The organism is Micromonospora andamanensis (assembly GCF_016863495.1).
Lineage (GTDB): Bacteria > Actinomycetota > Actinomycetes > Mycobacteriales > Micromonosporaceae > Micromonospora > Micromonospora andamanensis.
This window is the reverse complement of sequence record NZ_BOOZ01000082.1, coordinates 1-14,202: the sequence shown is the minus strand read 5'-3', so window position 1 is coordinate 14,202 and position 14,202 is coordinate 1. Positions and strand designations below refer to the sequence as shown.

Below are 14,202 nucleotides of genomic sequence, written 5' to 3'. Positions count from 1 at the left end.
AAGCAAAAAGCCCTGGTGAGAGACACTGTCTCCCACCAGGGCTTTTGTCATTCGTCAATCTCTCGGGCCGCTATGTGCCAGATCCGTGCCAGATCACGCGCTGATCTTGCCTCGCGCCTCTTCGATCAAGGCGTCCAGCGCGGCGGCGATGGCGTGATCGCGGTCACGGGTCGCGTGCTGGTAGATCATCGCCGCGCGGGTGCTCGAATGACCGATGCGCGCCATCAGTTCCTTGAGCGTCGCCCCGCTCTGTGCTGACCATGTGCTGCCGGTGTGCCGCAGGTCGTGAAGGTGCAGACCGAGGTCGGTCGGGATACCGGCGGCGGCCAGAGCCTTTCGCCAGATCCGGTTGAAGTTGCGGCGGCGCGGGATGCCACGCTGCGCGCCGAGGAACAGCCGTCCGTTGGGGCCGCCCTCGGCGAACTGCGCGAGGTGCCATTCCACGTCGGCACGCAGCCCGGCCGGCAAGCTGATCGGCCGCTTAGCCGCCTCGGATTTCGGGTCGTCGTCAATCTGCGTGCCGTCCTCCATCTCGGCCGTAGCGCGGCGTACCCGTAGCTCCATCGTGTGCAAGTCGATGTCCCGGCGGCGTAGCGCCACCAGTTCGCCGAACCGCAGTTGCGCGAATGCGGCGAGCAGAACGAGCAGCCGGTAGCGCGGCTGGATCGCCTCGGCGATCGCGAACACCTGGTGCAGCGTGGCCGTAGGTCGTTCGTCGGCCTTGTCCTGTCCGGCTCCCTTGATGCGGCAGGGGTTTCGGCGGATCAGGTCGTCGTCAACGGCGGTGGCGAAAATCGCGTGAAGGATGCGGTACGTCTTTGCCACGGTCGGTTTCCCCACGCCATCGGCGAGCCGGTCCGCGCGCCATTTCCGGATGTGCGGCGCGCTGATTTCGTTGAGCGCGTGATCGCCGAGTTGCGGCCGGACGTGAAGGCGGATATGCCGCTCGTACTCCTCCCGCGTGCGTGCCTTGAGATCACGCTCGCGCATCCACCTATCGGCATACTCGCTCAGCGTGATCTTTCCCGCGTCGGGGTCGAGCCATTCCCCGCGCAGCATCTCGGCCTCGGTTTCGACCAACCACTGTTCGGCGGCCCGCTTCGTGTCAAAGGTGCTCGGTGCCTTACGCGGCAACCCGTCCGGCGCGGTGTACCGGGCCTGCCACGCGCCGGAAGGGAGCTTCCTGACGCTGCCGAAGCGGCGTTTACGCCCCTTGGTATTGCCGGCCATTTAGGCAGCCCTCCGTGCCCGGCCGATCCGGCGCACCGGGGTCACGGTGCACGAGTCGATGTAGACGTTCAGAACGCTTTCCGCGATCCGTACGTGCCGGCCGAAGCGCTTGAACTCGATGCGCCGTTCCTCGATCAGCCTGCGCGGGAACCGGTCGGTGGTGCCGAGCCGGGCAGCGACTTCCGGGATCGTCAGGTACCTCTCCGGCATTGCGGGCCTCCTGTGGTGCGGCGTGCGGGTAGCGGGAAGGGCTTTCGTCGGCAAGCTGGGTGCCTTTCTGGCCGATCGCGGGGTTCGTAGTGGGTCGATGGCCGGACGTCTCAGCGGGCGTTAGAGCGGCCCGCTGAGAGCGCCGTAGAGCCAAGATCTTTGGCTTGCGAGGGTGATGGGTAGGGTCTGTGCTGAAACATGGCGGATGGCGTGTGTTTCAGCCGATCTGATCGGGCCGGTTGCGGCTGGTTGGATGTCGCTGTCCTGTCACCGCGATTCAGCAGCGTTTCCGCAGGCCAGGAAGCATCGAGTGACTGCGGTGACTCGGGTGACAGCGGGGACACCTATGCGGGAAGCCGGTATCGGCCGCCCGTTTCGCAGGCGACCTGGCCGGCGTCGAGCATTCGGCCGCAGGTCTTCTTGACGTTGTCCACGCTGAGGCCGGTGCCCTCGGCTATGGCCTTCGGTGTGCTGCCAGGGGAGGTGCGTAGCCAGCGCAGGATCGCGGCGCGGGTGTCGCTGACTTCGTGCTCGGCGGCCGGGCCGTCGAGCATGGTCCACGCCCCGGCGGCCGGGTCGAACGCCAGCGCGTATTCCGACTCGTCTACGTCGCGGCCGGTCACGTGCAGCACCCCATCGGCCGACCCGCGCGGGCGCCGCAGTACGAGCGTCGCGTCGGCGGCACCGGCCAGGCCGTTGGTGCCGGACACGGCTTCTAGGAAGTCGTCCGATCCGGCTTTGCGGACGTGATGCACGAGCACCACCGCGACGCCGTAGGCGTCGGCAACCTTCTTCGCCCGGCCTACGGCCGCGTAGTCGGCGTCGTAGGCCGACATGCCGGGTGCGGATGTGCCGCGTAGCTTGGCGAACACGTCGATGATGACCATGCGCGCGTTGCGGTTGCGGTCCAACCATGCGGCGATGGCCTCATCGCCACCTTGCGGCAGCGGCGGGCACGCGGTGGCCAGGGTCAGGCCGACCGGTGCGGGTTGTCCGGCGAGGACTTTGCCCATGCGCGACTGCAACCGGCGCGGCGTGTCCTCCAGTGCGAGGTAGAGCACCGGTCCGGGTTCGGTGTCGATGCTGCCGAACGCTTTACCACCGGCGGCGACGGTGAGGCCGAGGCCGAGGGATAGCCACGACTTGCCGACCTTCGGCGGCCCGGCCAGCAGGTTTACGCCCTCGGACAGCACACCGGGCACCGCCCACCTCGGCGGCGGGAACTCCATCGCCATCAGGTCGGCGGCGGTCCACGCGGTCCGGATGCGGCCCGGCTCCCGCCGGATCGGCGCGATGACTTCGGCGGCGGTGTCGTCACCGGGCTGGATGACGCGCAGGTCGGGACGCTCAGCGGGGGCGGTCATGCGGCCACGCTCCGGGGCCGACGCGCACCGACGCGCAGCCCGGATGCGATGGTGCGTGCCGTTTCCGTCGCCCGTAGCCCGGCAGTCAGGCCGGCGTCGGTGAGGACCGTCTCGGCGTCGTCCTCGGTGAGCGCGCCACCGGCGACGAGTTGACCGAGGGCAACAGCGGAGACGTAGAGCGCCTGATTGCGGCTTCCGGGCGTGGCGGTGGTGACCTCGGCGACCTGGCGGCGGATCGCGGCGTCGACATAGGCGGCACGCCGTCCGGTGCCGAGGTCGACCACCACGGGTCGCTGCGGCGGCAGCGGTGCCGGGGCGAGCAGCTCGGCGAGCCACCCGGGCAGCGGCGCGGGATCGACGTCGAGAGCGACGGTGTAAGGCCGTGCGGCGACGGTCGAGCCGGCGGCTACGACGTAGCCACCGGTGGCGCGGGTGTCGACCATCGCCCCGAGTGTCCCGGCGGTGTTGCGCAGTGCCGGCCCGTCGGTTGGGTGGTGGTAGTAGAGGTGGGTGCCGCCTCGGCCGGTGGTGACGGTGTAGGTCGGGTCGATGGCCGCGCCGTGCCGGTCGGCTAGCTCGGCGAGCACTGCCAGGCCGTCTCGGTGGCCCGTCTCGGCGGGCTGTTTCGGAGTGTCGAGGTCGACCACCACGAGGCGGGACGGCCCGCAGGCGATGCCGATGCCGTACGGGCGGGCCGACCACGCGCGGCGGATGCGATGCGGGTTGGTGGTAGCCCGGTCCTCCCACCCGACGTGTCTGGCGCGGCAGCGCGGGTCGCGGCCGGTGCACTGGTCGGCGGGGTGGTCGGGGAAGGCTGGTCGCTTGTCGTCGGGGCGTAGCGGGAAGACGTGCCAGCCGCGTTCGGCGTGGCCGAGCGCGGTGGTGAGCAGGTCAGGCATGGGATGTCTCCTGATCAGGCGGTCTTGCGGCGGGCGGTGTCGAGGTCGAGCAGCGCCGCGCCGCCGGTGTCCGGTGCGCGGCTGGCCGGGCGGGCAGCGGTGGCGACGGACAGCCGCAGGTAGAGGCGGCAGCGGCCGGCATCAGCGCCGGTCAGCGGACGGCGGGTGCCGCGTTGAGCGAGCCGGTGCCCCGCAGCGGTGAGCGCGGCCGTGACGGCGTCTACCTCGGCCGGCGTGCCGGTCAGCCAGATCTCCAACCCGGACAGCCGCGCATCACGCGGGGAAGCGCCATCACGGCGCGGCCCGACCATCACGCGGCCCGCCTCGGCCGAGGCCGCGCCGCGATCGCCGCACGGGTCACGGCCTGTCGCATGTCATCGAGCAGGCCGACCAACTGCCGGCGGGCGGCCAGCTCGGTAGGGGCGAGTGCCACGCGGACGCGCACCTCGGCATGGTCGCGGCCGGCGGCGGTCCGGACCCGCACCAGCACGGCACGTGCCTGCCCGGGGATGTCGACCACGATTTCGTCGGAGCGGTGTTCGCCGAGGCCGCATCGGTGGCCACCGGCGCACCATCCGGTGTGCCGGTCGCGGCCGGTCATTGCTGGCCCGCCCGGTATTCGGTGCGGATGTACTCGATCAGGCGGCGGCCGAGGCGTGGCCGGTGGCCGGTGCCGTGGCAGCGATGGCATTCATGCGGGGCGCGGAGGATCAGGCCGCGTCGTTCGCCGGTGCCGTGGCAGGCGCGGCAGCGGGGCATCGGCGCGGCGTAGCAGAGGATCAGGTGCCACGCTGTGTAACCAGCGGCGGTGAGGCTAGCTAGTAGGGCGAGGGTGACCACGAAACGCCTCCCAGGGGCCGTTTTCAGGGTGAGCGGGGCCAGCGCCGCTAGGGACTAGGGCGCTGGCCAGGTTTCGGATTGGTCGCTAGTGGTGCCGCTAGGTCTAGCGGGCGGGCGTGCTAGACCTAGCGGCAATCTCGACGGTCAGCCGGCGGCCCGGTTGCCGTTGTCGCGGTCACGCTTGGTGATGGCGGTGAGGATGTGCGCGCGGTCGATGCCGCGCCGGTTGGCACCCTTGCCGGTGTCGGGGTCGGTGCCCCATACCTGTCCGGTGGTGACGCCGTACGGCTTGAGCGCGGCGGTCAACTGCTCCCGCGTCAACCCGCCGTAGACCTCCGGCCGCAGCCCGGCGAGCCGGTCACAGACCACCTCGGACCACAGCTTGGCCTCGCTGTCGGACATCACGGCCGCGATGTCGTCCAACAGCGTGTCCCGTCGCACGGCGGTGGTGTCCATGACCTGCCCGGCGGCGTGGCCGGTGAGGGTGCCGGCCTGCTCCCGCAGGGTGCGGGCGCGGCGGATGACCTGCTCGGCGGTCGGCCCGTCGATGTAGAACGTGCGGGTGATCGTCGGGTCGTCGCCTTCACCGGCGAGGTAGCCGATACCCCGGTCACGCCGGGAGAACATGGTCGCCTTAATGCCGGCCTTGTGCATCGACGTGCCAAGAACCATGTCGTTCTCGGTGTGACCCATCACCTTCAAGCAGAACCGCAGCACCGCGTTGGCGCTGATGCCGGTCGGCAGGCTCTTCGCGTCGGGGCGTTGCGTGGCCAGGATGAGGGTGATGCCGGCGGCCGGGCCACGCTTGATCAGGTCGGTGCAGATCTCTTCGAACTCGTCGCCGTACTTCGGGTGCTCAAACCACACCTGGCACTCGTCCACCCCGATGACGATCGGCTGCAACCCGAGGCGCTTCGTGCTGGCCAGGTCCGGCGTGACCTTGTTCTCCGGGCACAGGTCACGCGGCAACTCCCGAATCACCTTCGTGCGGCGGCGTAGCTCCGTGCGGATCTCCCGCATGGCGGCCAGGCCGTAGGCGATGTCTTCGTCTTCGTCACCGGCCCGGTAGCGGTGGCAGATCGGCTCCAGCGGCGACAGGTCACCGGTGCCCTTGAGGTCGAAGCCGAGGATCCAGGCGCGGGGGTCGAGGGCCGCGCCGAGCATGGCCAGACGCAGGGAGAACGTCTTGCCCATACGCGGAATCGACCCGACAATCATCGACGCGAACATCAGCGTGAGCGTCACGGCCCGACCGCGCGGGTCGGTGCCGAACGGGAACGGCTTGAACAGGTCCACCGCACCGGTCTTGAGCAGCGGCCAGGCGGCCTGCTTCGACCGGGACAGATCCTTGTCGGCCACGAACAGCACCAGGCGGCCGGGGTGTACCTCGGCGTTGGCCTCGGGCCACACACAGCCCAGCGGGCGGGTGAGCGCGGCGGCCAGCTCTTCCCGCTTCTCGACCACCGCCGACGCGGTCACGCCCCGGGGCAGTTCGACATCGGCGCGCCAGCCGGTGCCGTTCTCCCGCTGGATGGGCGCGGGGAACCACCGCTTGCCGGTGTCGCCTCGGCGTAGGGCCTGGTTGATGCCGGAGATGTTCAGCGCGGCCAACGCTCGCACCACCTCATCCGAGGTCAGCGGCGTCACCGGAGCGCGGACCACGGCGGTGTCGAGCAGCGGCCGGTCCGCCTGTGCGCCGAGCACCCCGAACACCGCCACCAGGGCGGCGAGGGTGGCGGCGACGGCGGCGGCCGGGGCGGTGGCGAGCAGGCCGAGGCCGACCAGCAGCACCACAGCGGTGGGCACAGCGGTCAGGCCACGCCACCGCACCCGCCGATCCCGCTGCCGGGCAAGCGTTTGATACAGGCGGGCCTCTTCCGGCCGGTCGATGGCCGCGCGGACCACCGATTGGCGGACCGGTTCGCCTTCCAGATCGAACAGCCACCGCAGGTAGCCGCGCGTCACCCGGTACACGCCGACCGGGGCACGCCACGCGAGCTTGCCGCCGTACTTCGGCACCCGCAGCAGGTGATAGCCGGCGGCGTGCGCGGTCAGCCCGGCGGCCCACGCCAGGTTGCCGGTGAACTCCGTACGGGAGCGCAGCCAGCCCGGCAGGATCGGCCGACGCTGCGCGTCGCGGAACCCGGCGAGGGTGAACCGCGGGCGACGCTGCGCGTCGATGCTGTCGACCAGCACCGGCCCACCCTCGCCGCTGTCGTCGGCGGCGGCGCGGCGGGAGCGAGCCGCATCGAGGTCGACCACCTCGGCATCCGTCCCGGTATCGGTCAGGTCCGCCTCGGCGCCCTGCCAGTCGAAACGGTCGTCATCAGGGGCAGTCATGATGGGGGTTCCTCCAACGGTCGGGAGATCGGTAGGGGGCCGGCGGCACGGCGCAGGTTGGGAAGCCAGGGGCCGTGCCGCCGGGCGGGGCTAGTCGTGCGAGCGAACGAGGTGCGCCAGGGCGGCGCCCATTCCGAGCACCGCCACCGGCAGGCAGGCGACAGCGGTGGTGATCCACCACGGGGCGACCTGCACTCCGGCGGCGACCAGCAGGTGATAGGCGACCTGGCCGAGCGCGCCGACGAGCAGTGAGGCGATGGCCGACCACTTCGCGAACCGCCGAGCGCGCTCAGGGACGCGGCCGGACAGCCACACGTAGAGGGCGTACGCGCCGTACGTCTCCACGCCGATCGGCAGGGTGATGGCGGTGTTGATGGCGAACCCGTCGGCGATTCCGGGTAGCGGGTGCACCACCCCGAACCCGGTGAGTCCGCCGAGTCCGACCCATCCGGACCAGATCGCCACGAACGCGGGAAGCGCCAGCAGGATCACCGGCCACACCACCGCCGACCGGACCGGCGCTGTCGGGGTGGGCGTGTCCGGGTGACCGACCGTGCCAACCTCGGCGAGCGGCGCGGCCGGCGGGATCTTCACCGGCTCGGCGGGCGGCGGCGTGTGCTCGGGCACGACCGGCAGCGGTGCCGGGTCCGGGCCGATCGGCTCGGCGTAGTCCAGCCGGAGCGCGGCCGGCGTGTCGGTGTCGGTCTGCGGTGCCAGCAGCGCACCCCGGACGGCCATCGCGGTCCGCAGGGTGTCGGTGCGGGTCCGGTCGGCGTGCTCGGACTTGAGTCGGGCCAACAGGTCGTCGGCCTTCGGCGCGCCGATGCGGAACTCGCGCATCAGCCGGTTGCGGGACGGGAACTCCTGCCCATCCGGCAATTCCAGGGCACGGGCGGCCGGCAGTAGTGCCTCTACCGGTTGTGGGTACTTGGTGCCGTTGATCGTGGGGGCGGTCATGCTGCTTCCTCCATCGGGTAGGCGCAGTCGACGCACTCGCCGAGCGAGCGCGGGATGCAGTAGGGCCGGACAACTCGGCAGGTCGGGCAGGTTCGGCGCGCGGTCAACGCCGCGCGGACCGCGCGCAGCTGCGCCGGGGTGGCGGTCCGCTTCGGCCGGGCCAGGTCGACCCGGTACAGGTAGGCGGTGCGGGTGCCACCGACACCGCGCCAGAGGATCTGCGCGGCGATCGGCTGGCCACCGGGGCACAGGCCGGCGGCGCGCAGTTGGCGGCGGGTGGCGTAGCCCGGCGGTGCGCCGCGCCACCAAAACGTGGGGATGCCGTACTTCGTCCCGTCGGGGTCGTAGTAGGCGGCGCGGATGCGGGACATCAGGCCGCGCGCTGCGGGTCGGTGGCGCGGTGGGCGAGGTCGGCGGCGGCGCGGGTCACGCGGGCCTCGGCCCGGCGCAGCCTGCGCCAGTCCAGCGGCGACGGTCCGCCGTGGTCCTCGGCGTAGATGAGGGTGATCTCGGCGTCCAGCTTGTCCAGCTCGGCGGTGATCAGCGGCCACTCGGTGTCGATCGCGGCCAGGTCATTGGCGGTCGGCTCGGCGGCGGGGACGTGGGTGATCACTTCGATCGGTTCCTTCCAGAACGGCGAGAGCGCGCCACCGGCCGGCACGGGCGGCAGTGACGCTCATCGGGTGCCAGCGGGGCGAGCCCGCCGCAGCGGTGGCAGGCACGCCAAACGGCGCTGCTCTTGGTGGTCACTCGAACGGCAGCGAAGACGCTCACGGTCATGACGGCTCACCTCCACAAGCGGGGAATCAAGACGGGGAAACCCGGGGTGAGGCCGCGCCCAAGCAGCGCGACACCCACCCCGGGACAGGTGCAGGTGCGAAGAGGCAGAAGACGTTCCGCGCGCCAAGACCTAGCCCGCTCGGCCCGCTCGCTCGGGATCTACCGAGGTCGGCCACCGTGTGACTCAAGGCGGGAATACCGCAAGCCAGATCAAACGCGGCGCTTCTGCTCTGAAGTTCTCAATGGACGACCACACGGCGGCCCGTTCGCGAACGCCGCAGTCAAAGCCGCAACGCCGACGCAGCAACCAACCGGCTTGTCGTTCCTGGCTAGCCAGGTGCGACGTCATGAACGTAGGCCGTCCTGGCTAGTCAGGTCAAGAGGGCGCGGCGAACTTTCCCAACTTGGCTAGTCAGCGGTAGTGTGATTCTGTGAGCGAGAGTCTTGATTTCCTTGGCCAGCTAGATCCCGACGACCCGAAACAGGCGTCACAGCAGATCGCGAACAAGCTGCGGGCGGCCATCCTCACGCGCCGACTCGCCCCCGGTGACAAGCTGCCGTCACAGCCCGAGCTAGCCACCCGCTACGGCGTGGCACGAGAGACGGTCAAGCGAGCCCTAGACCTGCTCCGGACAGAGCGGCTGATCGTGTCCCGGCAGGGCAGCGGCGCGTTCGTCCGGGCGCAGACACAGCGAGCCGTCGAGCTGCGCCCGCACATCGAAGCAGCCTTCGACCGCCCTCACGTCAGCATCGACTTCGCCGGGTTCTCCGGCGAGACGCTGCGCGACGCGCTCGCCGAGGCACTCGACAAGGTTCGCGTCGGCCGACTCGCGCCCGAGACGATCGCCGTGCGAGTCCTGATCTCCGACATGACCGCACCCATGGCACTACCGGCACGGGCCGAGACACAGGCCGACGACCCTGCGGTACGCGAACGCGCAGAGCGAATCACTCGCCGAGCAGCAGACGGCATCATCGATCAGGTCGCCGAGCTAGGCGACCTCGGCCTGATCCGGTCGACCACCGTTGAGGTACGGCTACACCGGGCGTCCCCGCTGTTCAAGCTCTACATCCTCAACAGCGAAGAGGTCTTCTACGGCTTCTACCCCGTCGTAGAGCGCACCGTATCGATCAAGGGTGAGCCGATGGCCATCTACGACCTGATGGGCAAGGATGTGCCACTGTTCCACTACGCCGTAACCGACGACGACACCTCACACGGCACACAATTCGTGGAAGCATCCCGCCAATGGTTCGACTCAGTGTGGTCGACCATCGCCTACCGGTACGACGCATGAACACCGACCTCGGCCGACTGCTCGGCGAGGTCGATGCACTGCTACTCGACTTCGACGGTCCGGTGTGCAGCATCTTCGCCGGATATCCCGCACCGCAGGTTGCCGCCGAGCTGGTCGACGTCCTCCGGCGGCACGGGGTCGACGTGCCGCCGGACCTCGCCAGCGAGCCGGACCCGCTGGAAGTGCTCCGCCGCACGGGGACAGCCGACGACCAGGACGCCACCTGCGCGGTAGAGGATGCGCTCTGCGCGGCCGAGCGCCGGGCCGTCAAGACTGCCGAACCCACGCCGTATGGACGGGAAGTCATCGTGGCGGCGCGGCAAGCCGGAATGTCAGTGGCGGTGGTCAGCAACAACTCGGCCGGCGCGGTGAGCGCGTACTTAGAAGCGCACCGCCTCGCCGGGTATGTGTCACCGATTGTTGGCCGTGCGTACGCCGCCCCGGATCGCATGAAGCCCGATCCAGAACCGATCCTGCAAGCGGTGCGTGCGGTACGCCACTCGCCGAACAGATGCGTTCTGATCGGTGACTCACTTTCGGACATCGAAGGAGCGCAGGCAGCAGGCGTACGCGTGGTTGGCTACGCTAATCGGCCGGCCAAAGTCGAGAAGTTTCTGGCCGCAGAGGCTGACCTGGTGATCACGTCCATGAGTGCGATAGCAGGAGCGTTGATCGAGCGAATTAGTAGCTGACGTCGGAAGCAACGCGTGTCCTCTGTGGAGCAACGTGGACCAGACTGCCGATTGACACCGCGCTCGATGATCGGTTGGGTAGACCGAGGTGCGCACCATGAGGGGAGACCGAGTGTGGCTAGCTACGGCGAAGATCCAGCGGTGCCGAGCAACGGGGGATGGACGGCGGGCCAACGTCCTTGGATTCGACAGCAGATACTGGAAGGCAAACGGGTTCAATGCCCATTTTGTGGAAGTTCCGAGGCTGTCGCCTCGTGGAACGACAGCCACCGAGACTTTGGACGCGTCGAGATTTACTGCGAGAACCCTAGGTGTGACGCTCGAACGACCGTCTTGTTAAGCACCCAAGGGGAGTGGGCGAGCCGACGGGCTGATGTTCGAGCCCTTTCCGCTGTAGACCGCTTTGCGCCGCAGGCAGAGGTGGAGCCTGATCCGGATGAAGGTGAGTGGGACGATTATCGCGACTCTGAGACTCTCTGGTACCAGGGGATTGAACGCCTGCGAAGAGAGGCCGTCAGTGAGGGCGATAGTGTTACCCGGCGTCGGTTTTCGCGAGAGCAATTTAGGATGAACGTTGATTAGTCGATGTCTTCGTGGACGATAGATGCGCTTCTGGCAGACGATGCAGCGCGCCCTCGCTTGATATCGCGCAGCACCTGTTCGCGCTCCATCTGGTCTGCCACGCTCTTGCGCTGACGAGCTAGACGCGCTGCGATCGCAGCCTGTCGGCGGGCCACCTCTTTTGCCCCGCTATGGTGGGCCTGTTTCGCTGCCTCTGCCTGCTCGTGCCATTCCACGGTCCGCATCGTCGCTCGACGCTTCTGTGACTCAGCGACCTGTTCCATGGCAGACGAAGTCGCGGTATACGGCCCATACATAATGTCTTGGCCGTCCTCCTTGTCGGAGAAGCGCCAAGTCCTAAGCCGTTGCTGCATACGCCACAACGTGCGATCCCTGTGCTCGCCTCTAACCCAAGCCGCCCCCTGGCCGGGGTGAGTGTCGCCGTTCGGTAGGTAATTGATGGCGTACAGGACATCCCGTACACACCATCCGGCGTCGAAATACGGCCGAACAATGCGATAGATTAGGTCTGGGTCAATTTTCTGAAGAATCGGCACATATACGCTTAGTGTTTCTATTGCTAGCAGAATCTCGGTTTTGCCACTTGGTGCCAGTCGCGGGTCGAACGGCAACAACTCACTGGACTGGCTGTTGCACCGGCGACAGCGCCACACGTATCCGGTCGGTGCGCGCACTAGATCTTGCTTGTCCGCCGGTGCTTCGCAGGTCTTGCAAGGGAACGCTGACGGACGGTAGTGGCTTGCTCGCTCAAAGTCAGTGCTCATGCCGCTCCAACTCTTGACGGCGACAACGGCAACGGCATCAGGGTAGCGGACCGTCATCGCGGATGTTGACCGATGTCCGATCGCTGCGGCGAGTCGGCATGGTAGGCACGAGTGTCACTCGTCCGTCTCGCTTGCGACTCCGTCCCACTGGTCGCGGCAACATGGCGGAGATGCGGGTATCTAGCGGCCGGTAGTGTCGGCCCTGCTTAGCGCGATACGTGCGGCGACCAGCTGCGAGTGGACGGCCTCAGCTGAGACATTCCACTTTTCGCTTCCTACACGCTGAGGGATCGTGAAGGCTGCTCCGCTAACTCGGTCCCCGCTAATGACGCCGCCTCGCACTAGGAATGGCCTGAATTGTTGAGGTTGCGGTGGTACCAGGGCCATAAGAAAGGAACGGTCGTTACTCGATATGACTCGAATATCCAAACCTTCGATCGGTGGTACCACCCGGTGTTTGGCTACCTCGGCGTAGGAGTCGACGTTCAGCGATCCCGGCGAGCAGCCGTTGGCGGCTGTGATGATGTCCTGTCCGGACGCGTCCCTGCTTGTCGATAGTCCAACGACTATAATCCCCCCGCTGTCGCAATTCGCAAAGGCTGCGAGGTCGAGCGCAAATTCATGTTTCTGTCGATCATTCTCGAATCCATATCCCTTCTGCTTGACCTCTAACCACTGTGACTCGGGCTGGCCTAGTAGTGCCTCGGGAATTTTCGATGCCATTAGTGCCAGAACGCCGGCCGGCGAAGTGGGCGCACCTTCCTCGTTTGCGATCAAGCTATCAAATAGAAAGCTTAAAGCGACGATTTGCCCGACGGTTCGGTCCAGCGGAAAAGACACCTTGAGGCAAACGTAGGGGCCTTCGCCGCGATCCTCGTGACAATCAATCTTGCGCAACACCCCTTTGTTTGCCCTGAGTAGTGGGCCGATTGATTCCATGGCACCGGGCTCATTGGTGAATTCGCGGCACGAATACTCCGAATCGAGTACAATTCCCCACTCTTCATGGTAAGAGAAGGTGTCGTATCGGTGTGAGAATGGTCGCCATACGTTTGGTCGAGCGTAATTGGTTCTGGCGGTAAGGGTCAATCCGCCCTCTGGCGGCTCTGCTAGCTTGCTTATCTCCTTAAAGATTTCGAGGAGATCGGCAAGGAGTACATTTCCGAAAGAGTCAAGGGTGCAGTCGAATTCGTAAGTTGTGTGATCGTAGGGTCGTCCAGCCTGGCCGCTTGTGGTCAACAGAGTATTTTGGGATCTGTCCCACGTCACCGTTCTGCGCACAGGTGTACATTGCCCGTGTTGCGCCCCCCACGCAAGGCGGCATGCAGTGGTTGCGAAGAGCAGCCAGCGAGCCTCAAGCTTGCCGAAGCAAGATCGGCGAATCTGAAGCCGGCTTCAATGTGGCCGCGCGCCGCGTAGTCTTGGCCGTCGATGCTCGTGTGTGCCTTGAAAATAAGTCACGATTGACTGTCGCCCCGTCGGCAACTGGGTGTCACTGCTGTCACCCGAGTCACCCCATAGCGTTTGAGCTGCTGAAACAGACCTCCCTAGGGTGACGCCAACGCTGCGACGCGTGCACGGTACATGCTCGGAAGCCGTGCCAGTTTCATGCCAGTTCACGGGGTCATCACGGGGAACTAACGGGATATGGCGGGTGGGCGGTGGCGGGAGCCCGCCTGCCAACTGGGCGGGTTGGCGGCGGGTGGACGACAGCCCCCCTGGCAGTGTGGGGGTCAGGGGTTCGAGTCCCCTCGGCTCCACCATCTTCCACCGCAGGTGGAAGGGTGGAATTCATCGGCAGAGGCCGATCTCCCGTGATCTTGTGCTCACAGCTGTGCTCACAATGATCCGTTACGCTGACTCCCATGGCGCTCGGCTGTGAGCACGGGAGGAAAGATGGCGGTCCGCGATTCAGGTGTGGGGCTAGTTCCTGACGCCCTGCCGTACCCAAGGCGTAGCACCTCGACGGTCCGACGCTCGTCAACGATGAGTGGGGCCGCAGCGAGGTCAGACTTCCGTCTGTCTCTCCGGAACGCCTCTGCACGCCGCTTCTTCTGCGGTGCCTGCGTGGGACAGCCTTCTCAGCCGTAGCGCTCCCGATAACCCTGGCCGCTCACGATGAGCGCGGTGAGATCACCGTGCTCCGGATCGTCGCGCCCAGGTATGGATGGCGGTCCCGGCCACGTGCTCCACCACTTGACCGGGACCTTGATTGGACGCAGGAGGTCCAACCCATGAACCACCCT

The 14,202-nt window shown here is 67.4% G+C and carries 15 protein-coding genes; 2 read left to right on the top strand and 13 right to left on the bottom strand.

Features of this window, described 5'->3' with window-relative positions; translation table 11 throughout:
* Window positions 1–93: 93 nt before the first annotated feature.
* The 11 genes from Van01_RS31870 to Van01_RS31820 form a co-directional block, all read right to left on the bottom strand.
* Window positions 94–1,230 carry a tyrosine-type recombinase/integrase gene (locus Van01_RS31870; protein ID WP_204015537.1) on the bottom strand — a complete coding sequence of 379 codons (1,137 nt, stop codon included), beginning with the start codon at window positions 1,228–1,230 and terminating at the stop codon, window positions 94–96.
* Window positions 1,231–1,440 carry an excisionase family DNA-binding protein gene (locus Van01_RS31865; RefSeq protein ID WP_204015535.1) on the bottom strand — a complete coding sequence of 70 codons (210 nt, stop codon included), beginning with the start codon at window positions 1,438–1,440 and terminating at the stop codon, window positions 1,231–1,233.
* Between the two features lie 344 nt (window positions 1,441–1,784).
* A complete protein-coding gene (locus Van01_RS31860) occupies window positions 1,785–2,669 on the bottom strand; it encodes an AAA family ATPase (RefSeq protein ID WP_239099418.1) in 885 nt (294 codons plus the stop codon).
* A gap of 131 nt (window positions 2,670–2,800) precedes the next feature.
* Window positions 2,801–3,703, bottom strand: a complete 903-nt coding sequence (locus Van01_RS31855) for a bifunctional DNA primase/polymerase (protein WP_204015530.1) — start codon at window positions 3,701–3,703, stop codon at window positions 2,801–2,803.
* Window positions 3,704–3,717: 14 nt separating this feature from the next.
* Window positions 3,718–4,014: a hypothetical protein gene (locus tag Van01_RS31850; RefSeq protein WP_204015541.1), complete on the bottom strand. Its 297-nt coding sequence runs from the start codon at window positions 4,012–4,014 to the stop codon at window positions 3,718–3,720.
* Window positions 4,014–4,304: a hypothetical protein gene (locus tag Van01_RS31845; protein WP_204015527.1), complete on the bottom strand. Its 291-nt coding sequence runs from the start codon at window positions 4,302–4,304 to the stop codon at window positions 4,014–4,016. The genes Van01_RS31850 and Van01_RS31845 overlap by 1 nt, the downstream gene beginning before the upstream one ends.
* Window positions 4,301–4,543, bottom strand: coding sequence for a hypothetical protein (locus Van01_RS31840; protein WP_204015524.1), 243 nt, complete (start codon window positions 4,541–4,543; stop codon window positions 4,301–4,303). Before Van01_RS31840 ends, Van01_RS31845 begins: the two co-directional genes overlap by 4 nt.
* Window positions 4,544–4,687: 144 nt before the next feature.
* Entirely contained in the window at window positions 4,688–6,883 is a 2,196-nt protein-coding gene (locus Van01_RS31835; protein ID WP_204015521.1) for a P-loop NTPase family protein, read from the bottom strand.
* Between the two features lie 90 nt (window positions 6,884–6,973).
* A complete protein-coding gene (locus Van01_RS31830; RefSeq protein WP_204015518.1) occupies window positions 6,974–7,840 on the bottom strand; it encodes an ABC transporter permease in 867 nt (288 codons plus the stop codon).
* The gene (locus Van01_RS31825; protein WP_204015516.1) at window positions 7,837–8,211 is read right to left on the bottom strand and encodes an RRQRL motif-containing zinc-binding protein; all 375 of its coding nucleotides are present in this window, start codon (window positions 8,209–8,211) and stop codon (window positions 7,837–7,839) included. Before Van01_RS31825 ends, Van01_RS31830 begins: the two co-directional genes overlap by 4 nt.
* Window positions 8,211–8,459 carry a DUF6284 family protein gene (locus Van01_RS31820; protein WP_373306316.1) on the bottom strand — a complete coding sequence of 83 codons (249 nt, stop codon included), beginning with the start codon at window positions 8,457–8,459 and terminating at the stop codon, window positions 8,211–8,213. The genes Van01_RS31825 and Van01_RS31820 overlap by 1 nt, the downstream gene beginning before the upstream one ends.
* Before the next feature lie 592 nt (window positions 8,460–9,051).
* On the opposite strand from Van01_RS31820, the gene Van01_RS31815 reads away from it, so the two are divergent.
* Both Van01_RS31815 and Van01_RS31810 read left to right on the top strand, forming a co-directional pair.
* Window positions 9,052–9,918 (top strand): GntR family transcriptional regulator, encoded by an 867-nt coding sequence (locus tag Van01_RS31815; RefSeq protein ID WP_204015513.1) that lies wholly within the window; start codon window positions 9,052–9,054, stop codon window positions 9,916–9,918.
* Window positions 9,915–10,610 (top strand): HAD family hydrolase, encoded by a 696-nt coding sequence (locus tag Van01_RS31810; protein ID WP_204015511.1) that lies wholly within the window; start codon window positions 9,915–9,917, stop codon window positions 10,608–10,610. Before Van01_RS31815 ends, Van01_RS31810 begins: the two co-directional genes overlap by 4 nt.
* A 578-nt stretch (window positions 10,611–11,188) precedes the next feature.
* Here the strand turns inward: Van01_RS31810 and Van01_RS31805 are convergent.
* Window positions 11,189–12,013: a hypothetical protein gene (locus tag Van01_RS31805; RefSeq protein WP_204015509.1), complete on the bottom strand. Its 825-nt coding sequence runs from the start codon at window positions 12,011–12,013 to the stop codon at window positions 11,189–11,191.
* A gap of 123 nt (window positions 12,014–12,136) precedes the next feature.
* On the bottom strand, window positions 12,137–13,195 hold the full coding sequence (locus tag Van01_RS31800) for an AlbA family DNA-binding domain-containing protein (RefSeq protein WP_204015508.1): 1,059 nt from the start codon (window positions 13,193–13,195) through the stop codon (window positions 12,137–12,139).
* Window positions 13,196–14,202 lie beyond the last annotated feature (1,007 nt).

What these genes read in the sequence shown, in the direction of transcription:
- Van01_RS31870 (WP_204015537.1), bottom strand. Translation starts at nt 1,230, where the DNA reads ATGGCCGGCAATACCAAGGGGCGTAAACGCCGCTTCGGCAGCGTCAGG.
- Van01_RS31865 (WP_204015535.1), bottom strand. Translation starts at nt 1,440, where the DNA reads ATGCCGGAGAGGTACCTGACGATCCCGGAAGTCGCTGCCCGGCTCGGC.
- Van01_RS31860 (WP_239099418.1), bottom strand. Translation starts at nt 2,669, where the DNA reads ATGGAGTTCCCGCCGCCGAGGTGGGCGGTGCCCGGTGTGCTGTCCGAG.
- Van01_RS31855 (WP_204015530.1), bottom strand. Translation starts at nt 3,703, where the DNA reads ATGCCTGACCTGCTCACCACCGCGCTCGGCCACGCCGAACGCGGCTGG.
- Van01_RS31850 (WP_204015541.1), bottom strand. Translation starts at nt 4,014, where the DNA reads ATGGTCGGGCCGCGCCGTGATGGCGCTTCCCCGCGTGATGCGCGGCTG.
- Van01_RS31845 (WP_204015527.1), bottom strand. Translation starts at nt 4,304, where the DNA reads ATGACCGGCCGCGACCGGCACACCGGATGGTGCGCCGGTGGCCACCGA.
- Van01_RS31835 (WP_204015521.1), bottom strand. Translation starts at nt 6,883, where the DNA reads ATGACTGCCCCTGATGACGACCGTTTCGACTGGCAGGGCGCCGAGGCG.
- Van01_RS31830 (WP_204015518.1), bottom strand. Translation starts at nt 7,840, where the DNA reads ATGACCGCCCCCACGATCAACGGCACCAAGTACCCACAACCGGTAGAG.
- Van01_RS31825 (WP_204015516.1), bottom strand. Translation starts at nt 8,211, where the DNA reads ATGTCCCGCATCCGCGCCGCCTACTACGACCCCGACGGGACGAAGTAC.
- Van01_RS31810 (WP_204015511.1), top strand. Translation starts at nt 9,915, where the DNA reads ATGAACACCGACCTCGGCCGACTGCTCGGCGAGGTCGATGCACTGCTA.
- Van01_RS31805 (WP_204015509.1), bottom strand. Translation starts at nt 12,013, where the DNA reads ATGACGGTCCGCTACCCTGATGCCGTTGCCGTTGTCGCCGTCAAGAGT.